General features: G+C 62.9%; 17 protein-coding genes. 10 read left to right on the top strand and 7 right to left on the bottom strand.

Annotated features, from left to right (window positions below; translation table 11 throughout):
• Positions 1–13 precede the first annotated feature (13 nt).
• Both BMZ21_RS26335 and BMZ21_RS26330 read right to left on the bottom strand, forming a co-directional pair.
• Positions 14–457: a hypothetical protein gene (locus BMZ21_RS26335; RefSeq protein ID WP_091841857.1), complete on the bottom strand. Its 444-nt coding sequence runs from the start codon at positions 455–457 to the stop codon at positions 14–16.
• A 165-nt stretch (positions 458–622) separates the two neighbouring features.
• Positions 623–865 (bottom strand): hypothetical protein, encoded by a 243-nt coding sequence (locus BMZ21_RS26330; protein WP_091841855.1) that lies wholly within the window; start codon positions 863–865, stop codon positions 623–625.
• A gap of 139 nt (positions 866–1,004) precedes the next feature.
• Between BMZ21_RS26330 and BMZ21_RS26325 the strand changes: the two genes are divergently transcribed.
• From BMZ21_RS26325 to BMZ21_RS26300, 5 genes are all read left to right on the top strand, one after another.
• Entirely contained in the window at positions 1,005–2,813 is a 1,809-nt protein-coding gene (locus BMZ21_RS26325; protein ID WP_091841853.1) for a tetratricopeptide repeat protein, read from the top strand.
• 160 nt (positions 2,814–2,973) lie between these two features.
• Complete coding sequence (locus BMZ21_RS26320; protein WP_244544023.1) at positions 2,974–4,134, top strand: alpha/beta hydrolase; 1,161 nt, start codon at positions 2,974–2,976, stop codon at positions 4,132–4,134.
• A 399-nt stretch (positions 4,135–4,533) separates the two neighbouring features.
• Positions 4,534–5,115, top strand: a complete 582-nt coding sequence (locus tag BMZ21_RS26310) for a hypothetical protein (RefSeq protein WP_091841848.1) — start codon at positions 4,534–4,536, stop codon at positions 5,113–5,115.
• A gap of 311 nt (positions 5,116–5,426) precedes the next feature.
• Entirely contained in the window at positions 5,427–6,764 is a 1,338-nt protein-coding gene (locus tag BMZ21_RS26305; RefSeq protein ID WP_091841846.1) for a sensor histidine kinase, read from the top strand.
• Positions 6,764–7,933 (top strand): sugar ABC transporter substrate-binding protein, encoded by a 1,170-nt coding sequence (locus BMZ21_RS26300; RefSeq protein WP_244544022.1) that lies wholly within the window; start codon positions 6,764–6,766, stop codon positions 7,931–7,933. The genes BMZ21_RS26305 and BMZ21_RS26300 overlap by 1 nt, the downstream gene beginning before the upstream one ends.
• An 838-nt stretch (positions 7,934–8,771) precedes the next feature.
• On the opposite strand, the gene BMZ21_RS26295 is transcribed toward BMZ21_RS26300, so the two are convergent.
• From BMZ21_RS26295 to BMZ21_RS30095, 3 genes are all read right to left on the bottom strand, one after another.
• Positions 8,772–9,059: a DUF6894 family protein gene (locus BMZ21_RS26295; protein ID WP_091841843.1), complete on the bottom strand. Its 288-nt coding sequence runs from the start codon at positions 9,057–9,059 to the stop codon at positions 8,772–8,774.
• Positions 9,060–9,274: 215 nt separating this feature from the next.
• Entirely contained in the window at positions 9,275–9,841 is a 567-nt protein-coding gene (locus BMZ21_RS26290; protein WP_091841982.1) for a Clp protease/crotonase-like domain-containing protein, read from the bottom strand.
• Between the two features lie 20 nt (positions 9,842–9,861).
• Positions 9,862–10,395 (bottom strand): hypothetical protein, encoded by a 534-nt coding sequence (locus BMZ21_RS30095; RefSeq protein WP_143079813.1) that lies wholly within the window; start codon positions 10,393–10,395, stop codon positions 9,862–9,864.
• 134 nt (positions 10,396–10,529) lie between these two features.
• Here BMZ21_RS30095 and BMZ21_RS26280 point away from each other — a divergent pair, with 134 nt between their 5' ends.
• The 3 genes from BMZ21_RS26280 (at position 10,530) to glgX (BMZ21_RS26270) (ending at position 16,312) form a co-directional block, all read left to right on the top strand.
• Entirely contained in the window at positions 10,530–11,606 is a 1,077-nt protein-coding gene (locus BMZ21_RS26280; RefSeq protein WP_091841838.1) for a 5-(carboxyamino)imidazole ribonucleotide synthase, read from the top strand.
• Between the two features lie 201 nt (positions 11,607–11,807).
• Positions 11,808–14,276 carry a glycogen/starch/alpha-glucan phosphorylase gene (locus BMZ21_RS26275; RefSeq protein ID WP_091841836.1) on the top strand — a complete coding sequence of 823 codons (2,469 nt, stop codon included), beginning with the start codon at positions 11,808–11,810 and terminating at the stop codon, positions 14,274–14,276.
• A gap of 32 nt (positions 14,277–14,308) precedes the next feature.
• Entirely contained in the window at positions 14,309–16,312 is a 2,004-nt protein-coding gene (gene glgX, locus BMZ21_RS26270) for a glycogen debranching protein GlgX (RefSeq protein WP_167561761.1), read from the top strand.
• Here glgX (BMZ21_RS26270) and glgX (BMZ21_RS26265) read toward each other — a convergent pair.
• Positions 16,275–18,353 (bottom strand): glycogen debranching protein GlgX, encoded by a 2,079-nt coding sequence (gene glgX / locus BMZ21_RS26265; RefSeq protein WP_091841833.1) that lies wholly within the window; start codon positions 18,351–18,353, stop codon positions 16,275–16,277. The two genes, glgX (BMZ21_RS26270) and glgX (BMZ21_RS26265), sit on opposite strands and share 38 nt — an antisense overlap.
• Before the next feature lie 141 nt (positions 18,354–18,494).
• On the opposite strand from glgX (BMZ21_RS26265), the gene glgA reads away from it, so the two are divergent.
• Entirely contained in the window at positions 18,495–20,081 is a 1,587-nt protein-coding gene (glgA, locus tag BMZ21_RS26260; protein WP_244544021.1) for a glycogen synthase GlgA, read from the top strand.
• 74 nt (positions 20,082–20,155) lie between these two features.
• On the opposite strand, the gene BMZ21_RS31170 is transcribed toward glgA, so the two are convergent.
• Complete coding sequence (locus BMZ21_RS31170; protein WP_091841828.1) at positions 20,156–20,383, bottom strand: DUF2934 domain-containing protein; 228 nt, start codon at positions 20,381–20,383, stop codon at positions 20,156–20,158.
• A gap of 201 nt (positions 20,384–20,584) precedes the next feature.
• Here BMZ21_RS31170 and malQ point away from each other — a divergent pair, with 201 nt between their 5' ends.
• Positions 20,585–22,633: a 4-alpha-glucanotransferase gene (gene malQ, locus BMZ21_RS26250; protein WP_091841827.1), complete on the top strand. Its 2,049-nt coding sequence runs from the start codon at positions 20,585–20,587 to the stop codon at positions 22,631–22,633.
• Position 22,634 lies beyond the last annotated feature (1 nt).

Here is a 22,634-nt window from a genome sequence, read left to right as displayed (position 1 = left end):
TCTACTGGCAGACCTACTGCTTAAATCCGATCAGGACCCCGTCGGCGCCCAACGAAAGCTGCAGGCCTCTCCTTTGCGTCGCGAGGCGCATCATCACGCCCTTGGCATTGCGCAGCCAGAGCGTGCCGCGGCCCTGGCCGCCGATCGCCCATCCCTCGCGGATCTGGACATAGGCGCCCGCGATATCCTCGACCTGGTTCAGGCCATAAACCGAACCGGTCGCCGTCAGCCGCGACGCGCCGATGCCGCCGATGCCGAGTCCGCCGACGGTGATGTCATAGCTGCGGTTGCGGAAGCGGAGCGTGCCGCCGCCGATCGCCCCGGAGCCGATAAAGGCGACCTGGAGCTGCTTGATGCGAACAGTGGCGCTTGGCGGGCCGCTGGGGCGGGCCTGTGCGTAGGCGCCTCCGCCAACCAGCAGAAAGCTCAGAACGAGGGCGGCGATCCTGACAATCATGGTGTTCTCCGGGCGGTTGTTCTTTGCGCGTGTCGGGCCTGCTGAGCCCGAGCTTGGTTCGGTAGTTCGGACAAACGGCTTTTCGGATCCGCCACCGGTTCAGGTTTGAAGGCGGCGCGTCCAAGTCGTGGAAGGCATAGAGGACCGAACTTTCGCTGGCAGGCCCTATCGATAGCGATCCAGCGTCGCCTCGACCTCGGCCGCGAGTTCGTTCATCAGGCTGCGGTATTCGAGGATGCGATCGTCCTTGACGGGAGAGGACGATTGCTCCCAATGCAGAAGTGCTGCTTTGGCCTCGGCGAGATCGGTACAAAGCGTACAGAATTCCTCGTTCGTCCTAGCAAGTTGCTCGATGGCATGTCCTCGATCCGGAAAATGGGCGACGGCGACCAGCAGGTTTCGATACATGATAAAACCGGACAGCTGCTCGAGACGATGCGGATGCGCCGCCTCTCGATCGGGAGCATTGCGCTGTAGCCGGCAACTCGGGAGTAGTTTACGGTAGGATACGCTGGCGCAATGTTGCAACGGATCGGGGGGGGGTCCCATGCTCGACCGCCGCAGCATTGCCGAGGACGCGGGACAGGCGCGCGCGTTGCCTTCGGCAAGCGAAGTGCGGGCCGAGCTCGATCGGCTTACCGCGAGTCCCGAATTCAACATCCCGGGCCGGGCCAAGAAGTTCCTGCGCTATATTGTCGAGGAAACGCTGGCGGGACGCGCGGCACGCATCAAGGCCTATACCGTGGGAACGGAGGTCTTCGACCGCGATTCCGCTTTCGATGCCCAGAACGACCCGGTTGTACGGATCGAGGCCGGGCGACTGCGGCGCGCGCTGGAGCGCTACTATTTGACTGCCGGGTCGGCGGATTCCGTCACCATCTCCATTCCAAAGGGCGGTTATGTGCCGCTTTTCGAGTTGCGTGCGGCCCGGCAGGCCGCGCCGTTAGCCCCAGTGTCGCCTGCGCCAGACACGGCTTCCTTGCCGCCGCCGCAGCGACGTATAGCTTGGCTCGGAGCCGGCGTCGTCCTGTCTGCCATTTTGTTCATCGGTATCGCCCTGTTGAGCGGCTCACGCGACGGTCCCAAGCCGACGATCGAAGCCCCGGCGGTATCGACTCTTGCCATCACGCCGTTCGTCAATCTCGGCGATATCCCGGAGGCGAAGATCTATGCCGAAGGGCTGACTGAGGAGGTGATGAGCCAGGTCGCGCGCTTCAAGGAACTGTTGGTCCTCGGGCGCGAAACCTCTCGGAACATCCCGCCCGGCGCCGATGCCGCGCAGATCTATCGCACGCTTGGTGCCAGATATGTTCTGGAGGGAAGCGTTCGCGCCGCGACCAGTCAGCTGCGCGTCACTGGCCGGCTGCTCGATGCCAGGACTGGGGCAGTGCTGTGGTCCCAGAGTTATGACAACGACCTGCGCGTGCGCGATCTCCTCACGATCCAGAACGATGTGGCGCAGAAAGTCGCCACCGCCATTGCGCAACCCTACGGCATTATCTTCCAGGCCGACGAACTACGGACCGGCGCGAAGGCGCCAGACAATCTCGAGGCCTATGCCTGCTCCCTGAGGTTCTACTCCTATCGAACTACACTCTCCGCCGAGAGCCATGGTGCCGTCCGCGGCTGCCTCGAAAAGGCCGCTGCCGCCAATCCCGGCTACGCAATCGGCTGGGCGATGCTATCGATCTTGTATCTCGACGAAGACCGCTTCGGCTTCAACCCGAGGCCAGGCTCGCCAGCGGCCATTCAGCGCTCGACAGACGCGGCGCGCCGCGCAATCCGTCTCGATCCCGCAAATGTGCGGGCGCTACAGGCACTCATGATGGCGCTGTTCTTCACCCAGCAACCGGCGGAAGCGCTCGAAATCGGCGAGCGGGCCGTGGCCTTGAATCCGAATGACACCGAGCTGCTCGCCGAGCTCGGTACGCGCATGGGGCAAGTCGGCGCCTGGGCCCGCGGCACGGCGCTGCTGGAGCAGGCCCTCGCCCGCAATCCCGCGCATTCGGACTATTATCATGGGGTCCTAGCCCATCACGCTTATATGCAGCGCGAGTATCGGCGCGCCGAAGCGCTAATCCGGCAAGCAAGCCTGAACAAGTTCCCGCTCTACCATTTCGTTGCCGCCATCATCTACGCCCAGCTCGACATGAAGCCACAGGCGGCGGCGGCGAAAGGCGAGTTCCTCCGCTTGCTCCCAAAATTCTTCGAGAACTGGGAGCATGAGGTGACCAAGCGCAACTACCGGCCGGAAGATGCCATCCATCTGGCCGAGGGCGCGCGGAAGGCCGGCTTTCCATTGCCGGCCAAGACGGCGGCGGAAACCTCTTTTGGGGGCGTTCCCCCGCAGCACTGAGCGCCACGACCACCCCGAACATACAGGATGCTACAGGCTAGGTAATTCCGCCTCTGCTAAACGGGGACAAGCTGATCCCGTGTTTCGAGGCGGCCAGAGCAAACTTCCGACAGGCCAGCTGCCCGGCGCGGTGGCGGCCTTTTCGGCTAGAGCGGGGGAGATGGCAGTGCGCATGGCCACAGCGGCGTACGTCAGAATTCGAACCTGGCTCATCGCAGCGCTTGTCGTGGCGGTACTCGGCGCCGGTTGCGGCACCCGGCCGGAAACCGGCTTCCTCGTCCCGGTCGCAGCGATTAACGCAGAGGGGACGGCCCACACGATCCTGGTTGCGACGACCCGCAAGCGGGATGAGCGGCCGGGCACCTTCTTCGGCGGCGAGCGCGCAACTCCCCTCGATTTCGCCAGAATCGAGGTATCGGTGCCCCGCGGGCACAAGTCGGGCGAAATCGAATGGGCCTCGACGGCGCCGGGCAACGCCCAGACCGATTTCGTCGTTCGCCGGGCCGGTTATCTCGACGGGGAGAGGGCGTTCGTCCGATCGCTCAATGCGCAACTCGCGGCGCATCCCCGCGGCAACCGCAAGGTGATGCTGTTCATCCACGGCTACAACACGATGTTCGCCGAGGGCCTCTATCGCTTTGCCCAGGTCGTTCACGATGCCAAGTCGCCCGCCGTGCCGGTTCTGTTTACCTGGGCGTCGCGCGGTGAGCTGACGCAGTACGTCTATGACAACAACAGCGCGACGACGGCACGCGACGACCTTGAACGGACCATCCGCCTGATCTTCGCGAGCGATGCCGACGAGGTGAATATCCTGGCCCATTCGATGGGCAACTGGGTCACCGTTGAGGCCCTTCGGCAGATCAAGATCTCCGGCGGGCTGGCGCAGATCAGCAAGCTCGGTAACCTCGTGCTCGCGGCGCCGGATATCGACCTCGATGTCTTCAAGTCGCAGATGCGGCGCTTCGGCAAGCCCAGGAAGCCTTTCTTCATCGTCCTGTCGAAAGACGATAAGGCGCTTAGCGCCTCGCGCTTCATCGCCGGAGGCCAGGAGCGTCTCGGTGCCGGGAGCAACGCGGCGGAGCTTGCCGAACTCGGCGCGGTCGTCATCGATCTGTCGGACGTTGCGGCAACGGACTCGTCTAATCACGGCAAGTTCGCTCAGCTCGCAGCAATCGCACCGCAATTGGAGCGCGCATTGGCACAGGGCGTCGATAGGAAGCCCGGCGCCGCTCAGGAGGCAGTAGGAGACTCCCTGAGCGCGGTCGTTTCGCTACCGATCAAAATCCTCGGTCTCCCACTGAGGATCATCGCGCAATAGCCGCGCGAGCCGACGCGGAGCGAATGGAGACCTATTCGATACCCTCACTCAAAACCAGCGGAGGCGACACTCATGACGACGAAATTTTCTGTCCTTTCGGCCTTGGCACTGCTGAGCGGGTTCATGATCCAAGCCTCGATCCAACCCGCCGAGGCTGTTGTCTACTGCAAGACGGTCGGCATTCCGAAAGGCTGCGTCGCGCGGGTCGGAGCCCCCGTCGCTCGCCGCGCCGTCGCAACGCCAGGTTTAGGCGCTGCCGGCGTCGGAATACGTCCCGGCACGCCGATGAACCGTGGCGGACCGGTAAACCGAGCTGGCAGGCGCTAACCACCGGCTTTCGATCTCGCCTCTTCTGGGGCGATCGACAATTCTTCCTAGAAGCCACAAATGGAGACGTCGATGTTGAAGAACATGAGCGTGATCGTCGCAGTTTCGCTTGCGCTGGGCGTGGCGGGTTGTGCTACCAACCCGACGGTCACCAGCCGAACGGTCATCGTTGCCGGTATCGGGCCGGTGGAAGTCGAGCGGCTTGATGTCGAGGTCGCCGCCGTAGACCCCGCTGAGCGCATCGTGGTCATCCGTCAGGGCCGCCAAACATGGCCGGTCGCGGTGCCGGAAGTATTCGGCAACCTGCAGAACATCGGCCCCGGTGATAGGGTCGAGGTTCAACGCGTCGAAGGCGTGATCCTTGGTGCTCGACGCGCTCGCAAGGGTGCCAAGCCCGCGATCATCTATACGGAGGCGGCCAGCGACCCGTCCTTCCAGAACCTGCCTGAAAAGTTCGTCGTGCGCTCGCTGACGGTGACGGCGAGGTTCGAGAGCTTCGATCCGGCCACGAGTGTCGTGAACTATGTCGGACCAGCCGGAGCGCGAACCCACATAGTGTCGGATCCCGTCATCCAGAACGATCTCAGGCGCCTGAGACGCGGCGACATGGTTGAACTGACCTTCGCACAAGCGTTTCACTTCCAAAAATACTGAACCCGCAGAATCGCCGCGCGGTGTGGATAGATGCGGTAGGCGCGAGCTCTAATCCGGAAGGAGACGAGCATCGCGCCTAGTTGTAGCAAGAACGCCGACACCAACAGCTCAGCATGTCCGCTTTCCGGCAATGTGCCAGTGTCAGCTCCTGGCGCACAACTCCCATCTCGTGGGTTTCCATAGATTGCTGACGGAAATTCGTCGCTCTTGCAGGCATTGCGGCTAAATTTCCGCTGCGCTATCGATGTGTGGACGGCTGACCCATCGCATCCCATTTGGGATTGCCGCGCTAGGAACGAAGGCGCGCTGGAATGCCGATTTCACGACGATACCTCATCACCTCCACCTTAATCTTCCTGATGATCGGCGCCGTGGCCTTGCTGGGCCTCGTCGGCGCGACCGTGTGGTTGAGCCAGAGAGCGCAGGTCGACGCAGGAATGGTCGACGCGCAACGCTTGCTGCGCAACCGCGCCGTCAGCATCCGCGAAGCGCTTCTCGCAGCTGAATCGAGTCAGAGGGGCTACATCCTCACCAGCAACCAGATCTATCTGGCGCCCTATGAGAACGCCAAGCTAGTCGCACAGGACGAAACCGCGCAGCTGACGCTGGACCTCGCCTCGAGCGCCCGCTTCCAGGCGATGCTGCCGCGGCTGAAACTGCTGGTCGAACAGCGGATCACCGAACTGGACAAGTCCGTGAGCGAAAGCGATGCGGGCGGTATCGCAAGCGCGGCTGCCACGATCAGCAACAATCAGGGCAAGGCCCTGATGGACGAAATCCAGGTTTTCCTCTCGGCGATCGTGATCGAGGCGGAAGACAATCTGACCGACCGGCTTCGCACCCAGACGGCCAACATCTTCGCGCTGCGCGTCGGGACCGTTCTGGCGAGCCTCATGATCCTAGGCGTCATGGTCGGAGTCCTGATCACCTACACGCGCTACACGCGCGAGATTGTTCAGGCCCGCGACGACCTTTCCAAAGCCAATGCCAGCCTGGAAATCAGGGTTGCCGAGCGGACCGACGATCTCGTCCGCGCTCGCGACCGGGCAGAAGTGCTGCTGACCGAAGTCAACCACCGGGTCGCCAACAATCTGTCGTTCGTAAGCGCACTGATCCGCCTGCAGCGGCAGGCCATTCCGGACAAGGTGGCTAAGGAGGCTCTCGACGAGACGAGCGCCCGCATCCAGGCCGTCGCCGAAATCCACAAGCATCTCTACACGTCTGGAGACGTGACTTCGGTTGCGATGGACACTTATATGACCGCCTTGCTGGACCAGTTGGAGCAGACGCTGACGTCGGGCGGGTTCGGCGCAACGATAAAGCATGATATCGAGCCGGTCCGCGTTCCGACCAACGCCATCATCAGCCTGGGCATCGTTGTCACCGAATGGGTGACCAATGCGGTCAAGTACGCGTATGAGGGCAAGCCGGGCGAGGTTCGTGTGCTTGCTCGCAGGCAGGACGATAAGCTCCTCGTGGCAGTCCAGGACGATGGCATCGGCATGTCGGTGGGCACGCCGGCGCGCGGTACCGGTGTCGGCTCCAAGATCGTGACGACGATTGCGCGCTCGCTCAAGGCGGAAGTCGATTATTCGAACCGAAACCCCGGTACGGAAGCCCGCCTGGTGATGTCACTCGAGCCTGCCTGATGAAACCGAAGCTGCGGATGAAGGAACGAGAAGCCTCCATGAATGTGTCGCGCCGGACGGTGCTTGGAGCGATCGGGCTGGGTATGGCCCTCCCCTCCCGCAGCTGGGCGCAGGAGGCGCCGCGCGGGATCACAGCGCCGCGCGTCTTCGGAAGCTTCGATCGTAATGCAGCGCGCTGCGCGGCGCCTCCTGGATTGAGGAAGATTCTGGTCTTCGCTCAGGACAACAACCGAGAGTTCGTCCAGGGCGCGGCGCGGGGGATGACCTTGGCAGCTCAGCAGCGCGGGCTCGCTTTCGAAATCGCGCTTGCCGACAACAACCCTGCGACGATGGTCGAGCATGTCCAGCGCGCAATCTCGGATCGCACCGGCGCACTCATCACCGCTCCCATCGACGTCGCGACGTTGGCGCCGGTCGTCCGGCGATTCATCGCCCAAGGCGGCTATGTCGGATCGATCGTACCCCCCCCGGCAACGACGATCCTGAATGCGCCCCAACTGGCGACAGGCAAGGCGCTGGGCGACGCCGCTGCGGCCTACATTAAAACCAAGTTGGGCGGCGAGGCTCGCGTCGTGCTGCTGACGCACGATACCAACCAGTTTCTGGCGCAGCGCTTCGTGGCCATCCGCGCTTCGCTGAAAGCAGTCCCCGGCGTGCGGATCATCGCCGATATCTCGCCCCGGACGGTCGACAAGGCCGGCGGCGAGGCAACGATGCGGACCATTCTGCTGGCGCATTCACGCATCGACGTCGTCCTCGGTGCGGACACCGTCGTTCTCGGTGCGCTCGCGGCTCTGCGCGAGGCCAGGCTTGCCCGTGACGAACAGTTCATTGGCGGGATCGATGGCGAACCGGAGGCACTGGCCGAGATGCGCAAGGGTGGGCCTTACAAGGCCAGCATAAGCCTGGCGTCACCGATCTTCGGCTATGCGCTCGCGCAGCACGCGGCCGACTGGCTGGAGGGCAAATCCGTACCGCAGGGCCTCGACATTCTGCCGACAGCCTTGACGCGGGAAAGTCTCTTAGGTTTCGAAGCCGATCTCGCAGATCCCGCTGCAGTCTATCAGGATCCCAGCCGGCGCGACGCTTATCTGCGGTCCTATGGTAATATCTGCTACGATTCCCGCAGCGAGTTCGTCGATTTCGGCTGGTCGTCGGAAATGAAGTAAGCTGCGGCGACGCCTGTGAAACCTCCGTGGCCAGCGGCTGCGTTTATTATATCGCCCATTTCGGCGGCGATCTGAGCACACGCGAAGGCTTGGGAACGATAACGCTGTTCGGCATGCCTTGCACCGCCCATTCGCTCGCGCTGTCACCAGTGACGTCAACGATCGGCAATGTCTGGATGTTCAGGCGCACATGCAGGCCAGTTCCGCCGAAAACCTGGGTTGTACTCGCGCGACAGCCTCCAAGGCCAAAGCTGACGTCCGCTGTTGGGCGATGAGGTAAAGGCTGGTATTGGCGCTGCGCGTCTGCCGCGCGCGGAGCGCCACCAGCGTGCTGGCGAAAGGCTCGGGCTATTGCTGCTTTCGGGCTTCGCAGCGCCGCGGCCGCATTAGCGACTCCTGCCTCGGGCGACGTCGCTCCAGTCAGTAAGGGGTTTGTTCATGGGAAACCTAACGAGGCCGCCGCGGTCTGAGGCCGAGTGAACCAGAGAGGCGATCGGCGATTCGATTGATTACTCGACGATCGCAAAAACTGCGTGCATCGGTCGGTCGTTGTATGGCTCGACGATGAGGGGGACGTTCTCCGTCAGGTCGCCGGCTCTCGGCTTGAGGCGCCCCGAGGCGAAGATGACGACGGGGGGCCAACGATTAGAGACCGCCGCATGCCGGCTATGGATCCCGGCATGTTTACGTTGGTAGAGATGGCTCAGATGTCGTCGCGGTTCTCAAGCATCCCGACCGCCCGGCGGCGTTCCGCGCCTCCAATACCTCAAACCGCGTAGACGGCGTTGAAGATAAGGATCGGTTCTTCCTCGACGACCAAGGCTATGGGCTTGCTCATTCACTCGCGGGGTCCGATCGGCGACTGTGCGGCAGCTTCATCGATCGGGTCCGCAACGCACCCTTTTCGACCCGTGAAGTCCATCTCGCCCCGAAAGACCGTGGCGCCATCCATGTCATCGATCTCGACTGCCAAATGAGCCTTATCGGTTCCAGGCACCGTCTCCTTAGCTGCCTCTGCCATAGCCACTTGCGCGTCGTGGCAGGCAGCATCTGCATCGGCAAAGTCTATCAGCTCACCCTGGTCCGGCCCCTCGCCGACGTCCATGCGCACGTTGTAGGTAGGCATCTCGCTGCGTCCCCGATCCCGCTTCCATTCTATCGAACGGCAAGAGGCAAAAGCAGTTCCTCGCCCGCTTGATTCTCTTTTCTAGCGAGAGGCCCTCCGCGAACCCACGATGGGTCTTTCGCGTCAGATCAGCCGGGCTTGAGGGCGACTTGCCTTCGATCATCCCGTAGGAACACCCTAGAGAGAACGGCGATCCCGGCAGCATGGAGGGAGCATTAGATCACGCCCTCGACGAGCCCCATCGAGACGGCGTCGTTCGCCTCGATGTACCAGTTCTCGGTTGCCTTCGGCAGCAACTCTTCCATCGTCACCGAAGAGCCAGAAATCAGGTTCTGGAAGCCTTCGTTCTGGATCTTCACCGAATGCTCGATTTCGTGAAGCTTCGCCTTCAGGCTGGCGACCACGGTGGTGAGCGGCCCGTCCAAGGTGACCTGTGCCGCGAGCTTGCGCTCATGGATCATCAGACGAGTGCCGCGGGTGAGGTAACGGTTCTGGCGAGCGAAGAAGCTCATGAAGGTTGCCCCTGCCGAATAGATCGCCGCCTTCCCGAGGAAGACGAGTCTGCGCTCCGGTGACATCTCGCTGTTGAAACGGATGTCCTCGCCCATCATGCGTGCGACCTCGGGATCGCCGCCGAGAGTGCTGAGCTCGATCACGACTAGACCGGAAGAAGGGGCGGCCATCAGCCTGTCCCTGAAGAATGCGTACATCGAATAGTCCACCTCCCCGGCGAGGAGGACGGCGGGGTTGGCGAAATCCGCGCTGACGAGCGGACGAAGCATGGTTTGGTCTTGGTCGGTGGTCATAGAAGCCCCTGCTGCAGAATGCTGCGCTGCAACGGGCGAGCATCGAGCGAGTTCCGCATGGGAAACAATTTGAGCAGTTGACCAAGTTCTAGGCGGGCGTCGAATGGAAGTACGCCTGCGATCGCCCGCCATTTCTCTGCATCGCTCTGCGTGTCGTCCGAGAGCTGGCAGCGGGTGCGCCCACAGAAAGCAAGATGAGCAAGCAGCTCGCCTACCAACGGACTGCAATTGAAGCGCGGATCCCTCGTAGCCTCTCGCTCAATGATGGAAATTGGCGTCCAGCATGACCTTGGCGAAGAAGTGAAGGCAACTCGGCTGGCAAGCGCGATAGGATTTACAAAGCCGGGCGGCCAGATCCGCGATCTCGTTGAGATCTCGCTCCGGCGGGTCTCGCTATCGCATGATTTCTTGTTCCGGTCGCAATACGCAGCTTCATTGATCGCCTTATAGGGATAACGATCGCGAAACCGGAACATCCGGTCTACGTCCGTAAGCAGGGTGGCTTTTCGTTGGACCAGTCCGTACACCAAGCGGTGGGCTTCATACTGGTTTGCCTGGCGCAACCGCGGAGCGTTAGCTACACGCTGTTCGGGTCAGCCTGGAGCAGATGCGAAGGCTGAATCATCCGAGCCAGTCAGTCACGCAGGAGCTTGCAGTGAAGTCGATGCCGAATGTCTTTGGTCCTGGAAGCAGGTTAGGCATCGTGGGTGGCGGTCAATTGGCGCGCATGATCGCGCTTTCAGCCGCCGAGCTTGCAATCTCCAGCCACATTTTCACGCCGGAACCGCACTGCCCCGCGGGCGACGTTGCAGCTCAGGTTACGCAGGCCGAGTACGATGACGAGGTCGCTCTCGCGGCGTTCGCAGACAGCGTCGACATCATCACCTATGAATTCGAAAATGTTCCTGCCAAGACAGCCGCATTACTGGCAAGTCGACGTCCGCTCCATCCAAATTCCGATGCGTTGGAAACCACCCAGGATCGCCTGCTGGAGAAAGAATTCATTGCTGGCCTGAATTTGCCGGTTGCCTCCTTCCACGCCATTGACACCATAGAAGATCTCTCGCACGGCGTTCAAATTTTAGGTTCGCCTTGCATTTTGAAGACCAGACGTTTTGGCTACGACGGCAAGGGCCAAATCAAGATCGAGGCCAACGACGGCCTTAATCGAGCCTTTGACGAAATGTCTGGGGCTCCCGCGATTCTGGAAGCCTATATTCCATTTACTCGCGAAATCTCGGTTGTGGCCGCGCGCAACGCTGTAGGAGAGTTCTGCGCATTCGATATCTGCGAGAATGTACATCGCGACCACATCCTACAGTTCACGTATGTACCTGCGAATATTCAGAATAAAACAGCAGAGATCGCGATTTCTGCTGCGAGAAAAATTGCCGACGCCTTGCAATATGTTGGTGTCATTGCAGTCGAAATGTTCGTTACCAGCGACGGTTCCGGTGAACGTATCATCATCAACGAGATCGCGCCGCGCGTCCACAATTCGGCTCATTGGACGATCGACGGAGCGAACACATCTCAATTCCAGCAGCATGTGCGGGCCATTTGCGGTCTGCCGCTAGGATCCGTCGCGCGGCGAGGAACCATCGAAATGGAGAACATTGTCGGCGATGCGACCCAGCGCTGGCTCGATTTTCTTGGAGAACCGAACACGCATTTGCACCTCTATGGCAAACGCGAAACCCGCCCTGGGCGAAAGATGGGTCATGTCACGCGGGTGCGATAATCGCTTACTGTCGCGGCGCGGCCGATGCGCAGCGTCGACACAATCACGGAGATCGCCCCTCGGGCATTCCGGCGCACGTCAGTACAAATGCCCTAGCTGGGCCACACGCACCCTTGGCGATCGCATCCTCATCTCCTAGACTCACGCCCGGCAACCAGCGCCATTGGCCGACACCTTCTCAAAGGCAGAGGAACATCGCGGTTGAACGATCTATCCGACAAGCGGACCGCAGCCGTCCATTTCGAGCCGGACGATCAAGTCGATCGTTTGAAATCCGAGATCCTGCGCAAACTCACCTATTCGCTAGGCAAGGCTCCTGCCGCCGCACAAGCGCATGACTGGCTGACCGCGGGAATCCTCGCGACCCGCGACCATGCGATCGATGTCTGGCAGGCAAGCACGAGGGAGAGCTACGCCACAGGCCGCAAGCGGGTCTACTACCTCTCGCTCGAGTTCTTAATCGGCCGCTCGCTCGCCGACACGCTCAACAATCTTGGGATGACCGAGCCGATGACGCGGGCTATGCGTGAGCTCGGCGTCGACCTGCCGGACATCGAGACCATTGAACCCGATGCTGCTCTCGGCAATGGTGGCCTCGGCCGTCTGGCCGCCTGCTATATGGAGGCTATGGCCTCCACCGGCGTCCCGGCGCTCGGCTACGGCATCCGTTACGATCATGGCCTGTTCAAGCAGGGCATCGAGAACGGCCGGCAGATAGAGCGGCCGGAGGACTGGCTGTCATTCCGCAATCCCTGGGAGTTCGAGCGGCGCGAGGCGTCCTATCGCATCGGCTTCGGCGGTTCGGTCCCGGCAAGCGGGCCAGATCAGGTTATCTGGACACCTGAGGAAACGGTGTTTGCGGTCGCTTACGACACCCCGGTGGTAGGTTGGCGCGGCCGCGATTCGACAACTTTGCGGCTCTGGCGCGCCCGCGCCATGCATCCGCTCTCCCTCGACGCGTTCAACAAGGGCGATCTTGTCGGCGCCGTCGCAGAGCGCAATCGCGCCGAAGCGATCTCGAACGTCCTCTATCCCAACGACTCGACGCCGGCCGGGCAGGAATTGCGCCTCCGGCAGGAGTTCTTCTTCACCTCGGCCTCGCTGCAGGACCTGGTCCATCGTCACCATCGGCAGTTCGGCAGCCTCGAAAATCTGCCCGAGAAAGCGGCGATCCAGCTCAACGATACGCACCCCTCGCTCGCTGTCGCGGAGCTCATGCGGCTCCTTCTCGACGAGCATAAGTTCAATTGGGAGAAGGCCTGGGAGATCACCAATGCGACGATCTCCTACACCAACCACACCCTACTGCCGGAAGCGCTGGAGACCTGGCCGGTCGCGTTGGTCGAACGCCTGCTGCCGCGGCATATGCAGATCATCTTCGGCATCAATGCGCGCTTCCTCGACGCGGTGCGCCGCCGTTCGCCCGACGCCGACCTGGCAAGCCTGTCGCTGATCGACGAGCATCACGGCCGGCGCGTGCGCATGGCGCATCTCGCCTTCGTCGGCTCCCACACGGTCAATGGCGTCTCGGCCCTTCACTCCAACCTGATGAAGGAGACGGTGTTCGCCCAATTGCACCGCACCTTCCCGGAGCGGATCACGAACGTCACCAATGGCATCACGCCGCGGCGCTGGCTGCTCAACGCCAATCCCGGCCTGTCGCGATTGTTGCAGGACATCTGCGGCGACAGGCTTGCGGATGACATCGGCCTGATCCGGCAGTTCGGCGCTCATGCCGACGATGGCGCGATGCACGAGCGGCTCGCCGCCATCCGCCGCGACAACAAGCTCAGGCTCGCGAAGATCATCAAGCAGGACTGCGGCGTCGTCGTCGATCCGCAGGCGCTCTTCGATGTGCAGATCAAGCGCATCCACGAGTACAAGCGCCAGCTGCTCAACATCCTCGAGACGATCGCGCTCTATAACGCCATCCGGGCCGAGCCCTATCGCGACTGGCCCCCGCGTGTGAAGGTCTTCGCCGGCAAGGCCGCCTCGAACTACACCACCGCCAAATCGATCATCAACCTCATCAACGACGTCGCCGCCGTGGTGAACAATGACATCACCACGCGTGACCGGCTCAAGGTCGTGTTCCTGCCGAACTACAATGTCAGCCTCGCCGAGCTGATCATCCCGGCAGCCGATCTCTCCGAACAGATCTCCACCGCCGGCATGGAGGCTTCCGGTACCGGCAACATGAAGTTCGCACTGAACGGCGCGGTCACGATCGGAACCCTCGACGGTGCCAACATCGAGATCGGCGAGCGCGTCGGCGCCGATAATATCGTGATCTTCGGCATGACCGCGGACGAGGTCGAGATAGCCAAGCGCAATCCGCGACCGAGCGCCGAAATCATTCGCGCGACACCACATCTTGAAGGTGTCCTCGACGCTGTCGCCGGCGGCGCCTATTCGCCGGGCGAGCGTGACCGCTATGCCGATCTTGTCGAAGGTCTGCGCCTGAACGACTGGTTCATGGTGCTGCGCGATTTTGAGAGCTATCACCAGGCGCAGCGACGGGTCGATGCGCTCTGGGCCGATCCCGCGCGATGGTGGCATATGTCGGTCGCCAATACGGCCCATTGCGCCTGGTTCAGCGCGGACCGGGCAATCGGCGAATACGCCGAGCGCATCTGGCACGTGCCGTTCGGCCAGCCGACGCAGGCCTGACCCTTGCGCCCGCGCGATCTGGCGATGCAGCGGTGACGGCAGAGCTGATCCACTGCCGGCTACCGCCGCAGCTCGGGGCGACTGCGACGGCAGATGGGGTCGCCTTTGCCGTGTTCTCGCAAAATGGCGAGCGCGTGCTGGTTTCGCTCTTCGACGACAGCGGCGAGGTCGAGACCGCGCGATTGCCGCTGCCCTGCCGCAGCGGTGACCTCCATCACGGTCTGCTTCCTGGCGCCGGCCCCGGCCTACGCTATGGCTTGCGGGCCGAAGGGCCCTGGCAGCCGCATCGCGGCCATCGCTTCGATCCGGCGAAGCTGCTGGTCGATCCCTACGCCAGGGCAATCGACCGACCATTCCACTGGGACTCGCGGCTCGCGCAGCATGGCGAGGAGACGGCCGATTTCGTGCCGCGCTGCATCGTTGTTGCGCAGAACGCACCGCTCTTCGTCGAGTCGGCACAGCCGAGCTTCATCTACGAGATCGCTGCGAAGGCGTTCAGCATGCGCCACCCGGCGGTACCGGAGACGCTACGCGGAACGCTCGCCGCGCTGAGCGAACCTCGCATCATCGATCATCTGCGCCGTCTCGGCGTCAGCCATGTCGAGCTCATGCCGATCGCGGCATGGATGGACGAGCGCCATCTGCCGCCAATGGGGCTGCGCAATGGCTGGGGCTACAACCCCGTCAACTTCTTTGCGCTCGATCCGCGGCTCGCTCCGGGCGGGGTTGATGACCTGCGCAAGCTCTGCACCGCCTATGCGCAGGCTGGCATCGGCGTCCTCCTTGACATCGTCCTGAACCACACTGCCGAGAGTGACGAACTGGGCGCGACGATCTCGCTGCGCGGCCTCGACAATGCCGTCTACTATCGCCATGCGCAGGACGATCCCGGACGTCTCGTCAACGACACTGGCTGCGGCCATACGCTGGCGCTCGATCGTGCGCCGGTGGTGCGGCTGGCGATGGATGCCCTTCGGTGCTGGCTGAGCCTGGGCGTCGCCGGGTTCCGGTTCGATCTGGCGACGGTGATGGGCAGGACGGCGGCCGGCTTTACGCCTGACGCGCCGCTCCTTGCGGCGATCCTGCAGGATCCGGCGCTCTCGCAAGCCGTTTTGATCGCGGAACCCTGGGATATTGGTCCGGGCGGCTACCGGCTCGGCGAATTCCCTTTTCCTTTCGCCGAATGGAACGGGCGTTTCCGCGACGACGTCCGCCGCTTCTGGCGCGGCGATGCCGGCATGGCCGGCGCGCTCGCGACGCGGCTTTCCGGCTCGTCCGACCTGTTCGCTGCGCAGCACCGGGGGCCTCATGCCAGCATCAACTTCGTCGCGGCCCATGACGGCTTCACGCTCGGCGACCTCGTCAGCTACGCCGCCAAGCACAACGAGGCCAATGGCGAGAGCAATCGCGACGGCGACAACGACAGCCACAGCTGGAACAACGGCCTGGAAGGCCGGACGGACGAGCCGGAGGTCACAGCGCATCGCGCCCGCGATGTCCGAGCCCTGCTCGCAACGCTGTTCGCGTCACGCGGAATCCCGATGCTGACTGCCGGAGATGAACTCGGTCGCACGCAGCACGGCAACAATAATGCCTATGCCCAGGACAACGAGACCACCTGGCTCGACTGGGCCAATGCCGACGACAGCCTGATCGCCTTCACCGCTGATCTCTCGCGACTTCGCCGAGAATTGCCCTTGCTGTCCCGTAACGGATTCCTCAGCGGCACCGGCGATCCGCCCAATGCGCGATGGCTCAAGCCGGACGGTTCGCCCATAGCGGACGAGGACTGGCAGAGTCTGGACCTGGTTTGCCTGCTGCTGCGCGATCGGGCGGACAACGTGCTCGTCGCGATCAACCGGACCCGGGTCGGCGCGCGGCTCGCGCAGGCCGAGCAAGGCTGGGTTCGACTGCTCAGCTCGGCGGACGCGGCCGATGATCTGCCGGCGCGCAGCGTAAGCTTGTGGCTGCCCGGCTCACACCGGGCCATATCGGCGACTACATCAGGACGATCAGCGAGCGCGGTGAAAGCGTGATCTCCTGATCGGCCTTGAGGCCCTTGCGCCCTTCGTCCGAATTCGGGCCGGTCTCGGTGTCCAGCACCACCGACCAGGACCCGCTTTTTACGCGCGGCGGGATCTTGAAGACGACCTCGCCATCGAATGCGTTGAACAGCATGAGCGCCTCGTCGCCGCCCGACTCGACATCCGGCATATGCATTAACAGCCCGATTGCGAGGACACCGGGGTCGTCCCAATGCTCCTCCTGCTGCTCGCCGCCGGCCGGGTTAATCCAGCGCAGCAGGCAGCCGTCGCGAAACGAGGCGCGGCGGAAGATCGGATGCTCGGCCCGCAATTGCAGGACACGCCGCACGAAGTCGCTGAGCTTCTGGTCCCTGGCACCGATCTCTTCCCAGCGCATCCAGGCCGTCTCGTTGTCCTGGGCGTAGACATTGTTGTTGCCATGGTTGGAATGCCCATGTTCGTCGCCGGCGAGCAGCATCGGCGTCCCATGCGACAGGAGTAGTGTCGCAAGCATGTTGCGCTTCTGGCGCTGGCGGACGCTGAGGATGCCGGGATCATCGGTTGGTCCCTCGGCGCCGTGGTTGAAGGACAGGTTATGGCCGTGGCCATCCTTGTTGTCCTCGCCATTCGCCTCGTTGTGCTTGTCGTTGTACGAAACCAGATCGTTCAGCGTGAAGCCGTCGTGGGCGGTGATGAAGTTCACGGTCGCCCAGGGCCGCCGTCCGCGTTGGTCGTAAACGTCGCCCGACCCGGTGATCCGCGCCGCGAGGTCGCGGATGATACCTTCCTCGCCCTTCCAATAGGCGCGGATCGTGTCCCGGTACTTGTCGTTCCATTCGGCCCAGCCCGGCGGGAAACCCCCGACCTGATACCCGCCCGGACCAATGTCCCAGGGTTCGCCGATGAGTTTGACCTTACGAAGCACCGGATCCTGGCCGATCGCGTCGAAGAAGCCGCCGCGCGGATCGAACCCATGCGGCTCGCGGCCGAGAATGGTGCCGAGGTCGAAGCGGAAGCCGTCGACCTCCATAACCTCGACCCAGTAGCGCAGGGAATCCATCACCAGTTGCAGCACGCGCGGATGGCTGGTGTTGACGGTGTTCCCGGTACCGGTGTCGTTGATGTAGTAGCGCGGTTCCTCTGGCATCGTCCGATAGTAGGAGAAGTTGTCGATGCCCTTGAACGAGAGCGTCGGCCCGAGCTCGTTGCCTTCCGCGGTATGGTTGTAAACCACGTCGAGGATCACCTCGAGACCGGCATCGTGGAAGGCCCTCACCATCTCGCGGAAGGAGGCCAGGCCCGTCCTGCCCTCATAGCGAGGCATCGGCGCGAAGAAGCCGATGCTGTTGTAGCCCCAATAATTCGAGAGGCCCTTCGAGATCAGGTGATGGTCGTCGAGATAGGCGTGAATCGGCAGCAGCTCGACCGAGGTGACGCCGAGGCTGCGGATGTAGTCGATCACCTGGTCATGACGCAGCCCGTCGAAGGTGCCGCGTTCGGCTTCCGGCACGGCCGGATGGAGCTGGGTGAAGCCGCGGACATGCGTTTCATAGAAGACGGTTCGGTCCCAGGGAACGAGCGGCTTGACCGGAGGCTTCGGATCGGCCTTCCAGTCGCAGACGACGCATTTGGGCATGAAAGGCGCGCTGTCGAGTTCGCTGAAGCTGAGATCGCGATCGTCGCCGGCGTTTAGATCATAGCCGTAATGGGCCTCATTCCAGTCGATGCTGCCTGCGAATTCGCGAGCGTATGGGTCGAGCAGGAGCTTGTGAGAATTGAAGCGGTGCCCCTCTTCCGGTGCAAACCGGCCATGCACGCGGTAGCCATAGCGCTGCCCGGGCCGAATTCCCGGCAAATAGCCATGAAAGATTTCGTCCGTATACTCCGGAAGCGTTATGCGCGCCGTCTCTGTCTTGCCGCTGTCATCAAACAGGCATAGCTCGACACGATCGGCATAGGCCGAGAACAGCGCAAAATTGGTACCCTCGCCATCGAAGTTCGCCCCGAGCTCGACTGGGGAGCCGGGCCTGACCTCGATCTGATCTTGCGACATGTCGTGATTGTCCTTGGATGCTGGCGCAAACGGCCAATTCTCGACAATCCGCCTTACGCGATGTCGCGCCAAGGGGAACGTGGCAGGAGGCCGGCAGTTCCAGATCGGCCCCAAGATTGCATGAGAATTTTGCACTGCATCATGGAACCAGCGACCGGCGTGCCGGTTGCGGGTTGGCAGTCTGGGAACCCTGTAATGGCCGATAGTCTGAAGCTTGCTGAAACGAGGACCGCGTCCTCGACATCGGCGCATGCACTTCACTACGCCCAGGCGGTCAAGGACGACCCGCAGGACATCCCATCTCCGCTTCCAGGCACAACCAAGCTGCTTTTCGTGACGTCCGAGATGAGCGACTTTATCAAGGCCGGAGGCCTGGGTGAGGTCTCTGCCGCTCTGCCGCGGCAGATGCGCTCCCATTGCGACGTCCGCGTCCTGATTCCAGGCTTCCGCCAGGTCCGCAGCGCAAGGCCGGTGATGGAGGTCGTGCGCCAGATGCCGGGCACTGCGGAACTGCCGCCCTGGTCGCTTGGCCGCTTTGCGACGTCCGATGGTCTGACGATCTACACCGTGCTCTGTGACGAGCTTTATGATCGCTCCGGTTCTCCTTACGGGCCGTTCGGCGGCAGCGAATTCGCCGATAACGACATCCGGTTCGCCCGCCTCTCACTTGCTGCAGCGGAGATTGCGGCTGGCGAGGCCGATCCCAACTGGAAACCCGACATCCTGCACATCAACGACTGGCCGTCCGGGCTCACCGCCGGCTATCTGCGCTGGAAAGACGTGTCGACGCCGACGATCCTGACGATCCACAATCTCGCCTATCAAGGTCTGTTCGAGCCTCGACGGATGGCCGCTCTTGCCATCCCTGACCAGGCATTCAGCGTCGACGGCGCCGAGTTCCACGGCATGCTTTCATTCCTCAAGGCCGGCATATTCTACGGCTCTCACGTCACCACCGTGAGCCAGACCTATGCGAGAGAGATCACCACCCCCGAGCATGGCTGCGGTCTCGACGGGCTGCTCAGAAGCCGGATGGAGGCAGGTCATCTGACCGGCATTGTCAACGGCATCGACGCCAGCTGGGATACGCTGATCGGAGGCGGGGCGACGACCGAGCAGATGGTCCGGCAGTGGAAGCGCCGGAATGCGACTGCGATCCGCAAAGCATTCGCACTGCCGGAATCGAAAGGCCCGCTCTTTTCGATCATCTCTCGCCTCGTCCATCAAAAGGGCATCGATCTGTCGATCGAGGCGGCCGCGACGATCGTTGCCGCAGGCGGCCAGCTCGTCGTCACGGGTCAGGGTGAATCGCGTCTGGAAGAGGCTGTCGCGCATCTGGCAAAGCGCCATCCCCATGCAGTCGCAGCGCGGATCGGCTTTGACGATGCCGAGGCACGGCGGCTGTTCGCTGCCAGCGATTTTCTGCTGATGCCGTCCCGGTTCGAACCTTGCGGCCTGAGCCAGATGTATGCGCAGCGGGCTGGTGCGCTTCCGATCGCCTATCGCACGGGTGGCCTCGTCGACACGATCGAGGACGGCGTTTCGGGCTTCCTGTTCTCATCGTTGAGCGGGGCGGGTCTATCGGCAGCGGTGCGCCGCGCTCTCGATGCCTTCCGCTCGAAACGAGCCTTCAGGATGATGCGCGACCAGGCGATGTCCAAGCGTTTCGACTGGCGGCGTCCGAGCTTCAACTACGCTTCGGTGTATGCCCGGGCGCTCGGAGGCTAAAGCACTTTTCGCAGGCGGCGCGCCGGGGCGAAACCAAAACAGAATTGCGGGCTCGGAGGCCCGCCTAGTCTCAACTACACAGCCTTCTTCGACCGTTCTTTCGTCGCGGCAGGCTTGTTAACCGACACCTTCTTGCTCCGTCCCTTCGCAGCAGCCCCAGTCTTGGACTTGCCCTGCTCCGCCTCGCCGCGCGAGACACGTTCTTCTGCCAGGCGCCAATGCTCGAAGTCGCGGCCATCGGGACGACCCTCAGCCTCCCAGATGGCATAGGCTGTATCCCTCACGAGTTTGTCCCGACTCATAAGCTATCTCCCGGCTGCATCAGACGCTTCGAACAACCGCCACAGACCTCCCAAGTTCCGCAAAGGTGCGTTGAGGCTCGATCGCGTCAGCGGGGAACGGCGGGTACCTTTGCTGCGTTGCGACAGGCATGGTCCGGTGCGGCGATTTGGCGTTGCTCACAGGCTTTTCATCATATCTCACTCGAGGCGGCTTAGCGACCGATGACAGACGAAAGCCTTCGTGAACTCGCGATCCGAGCAGGGGTAGCTTCCGATTGGACGGATCAGGCCGGCGCCATCCACCAAGTTTCACCAGCAAGTCTGCGCGCCATTCTCCTGGCGATCGGGCTTCCGGCGGACACAGGTGCGGCCATCGCCGATTCGCTCCAGATCGTCTCGATGCGAGAGGCCGGATCCGGGTCGCGTTTCATCGTCTCGCGCGTCGGGCTGCCGATCACGCTGCCGTTTGCGCGAAAGGGAACCGGCGAGATTGAAGTGACACTCGAAAAGGGCGGGCGGCGCACGGTGTCGCCTCAGGCAGGCGGTGGTGAGGAAACGATTCTGCCGCCGTTCGAGGAGCCAGGCTACCATATCGTTCATCTGGCGGACGGTGATGTGACCGTGGCGGTTGCCCCGGGCCGTTGTGTGACGTACGGGGACCTGGCTGGCGGCCACGCCGGCTGGGGTCTCGCTGCCCAGATCTATTCCCTTCGCAGTGGGCTCGATGGTGGCATCGGCAATTTTGCCGGGGTCGCCGCGCTCGCTCGGGCGGCGGCTGGCAAGGGTGCCGATGCCCTTGCGATCAGCCCGGTGCACGCGCTCTATGGCGCGCTGCCCGAGCAGTTCAGCCCCTATTCTCCCTCGACGCGGCTGTTCTACAACCCGCTCCATGCCGATCCGGCGGCAGCACTGCCCGAGGCCTACATCCGCGACGTCGTTGCGCGCAGCGGATTGGGCGAGGAGATGGCGCGTCTGTCGGGCCTGTCGGAAATCGATTGGCTGCAGGCGACGCCCCTGCGTCAGCGTCTGTTGAAGGCGCTGTTCCTGAGCCTGAGGAACTCGTCCGACACGATCGAGGCACGCCAGGATTTCGAGCGCTTCCTGGCCGATGCGTCGCCCCTGCTGCGGGACCATGCGGTTTTCGAACTGCTCCATGCCGCTCAGCGCGAACGCGACCCGACGGCCCTGCACTGGCGCGACTGGCCGGCGCATTATCGCGACGCAGCGAGCGCCGAGGTCGCCGCTTTCGCTGCCGGCCATGCCGAAGAGATCGATCACCAGATTTTCCTGCAATGGCTGTCCGCCCGCTCCTATGCGAGCGCGCAGCAAGCCTGCCGCGAGGCCGGCATGAAGGTCGGCCTCATCGCCGATCTCGCCATCGGCATGGATGGCGCCGGCAGCCATGCCTGGAGCCGGCCAAGCGATGTGCTGATCGGCCTTACGATCGGCGCGCCGCCTGACTACTACGCGATCGATGGCCAGAACTGGGGGCTGACCACCTTCTCCCCGCTTGGGCTGGCGGCGAGCGGCTATGCACCCTTCATCGAGACGTTGCGGGCGAGCCTGCGCCATGTTGGCGGCATCCGCATCGACCATGTGATGGGCATGAGCCGGCTCTGGCTCATCCCGGAAGGCGCCGGCGCGCTCGAGGGCGCCTATGTCAGCTTCCCGTCCGAGACGCTGTTCCGTCTGATCGCGCTCGAGTCCTGGCGGCACCGGGCCATCGTGATCGGCGAGGACCTGGGCACCTTGCCTTACGGCTTCCGCGAGCAGCTGAGCGATCAGGGCATCGGCGGGATGCGGGTTCTCCGCTTCGAGCGGACGCAGAATGGCTATGTGCCGCCGAAGGACTGGGACGCACAGGCGGTCGCGATGACCAGCACGCACGACTTGGTGCCGACCGCGGGTTGGTGGGCGGGCTCGGATATCGATCCGTCAGACGGCGAGATCGATCATCAGGCGGTTCGCGACTGGGATCGCGGCATCCTCTGGGGCGCCTTCCGTGATGCCGGCATCGCGGAAGGCGATCGGCCGGCGCCTGACGATACAGGCCCCGTCGTGGATGCGGCGGTGCGCTATGTCGCAGCGACACCCTGTGCGTTGAAGATCCTGCCGGTCGAAGACGCGCTCGGAATTCGGACGCAGCCGAATGTTCCCGGAACGACGGTTGAGAAGCCGAACTGGCGACATCGGCTGGCCGGGAATGCAACCGACCTGCTCGAGGATCCGGTGGTTGCGCGCAGGCTTGGTCAGCTTGGTAAAGGCGGTTGAC

Origin of the sequence: Allobosea lupini (assembly GCF_900109525.1) — a bacterium.
GTDB lineage: Bacteria > Pseudomonadota > Alphaproteobacteria > Rhizobiales > Beijerinckiaceae > Allobosea > Allobosea lupini.
Note: the sequence above shows the minus strand (reverse complement) of the source record. Positions and strands in the feature narration are given on the sequence as shown.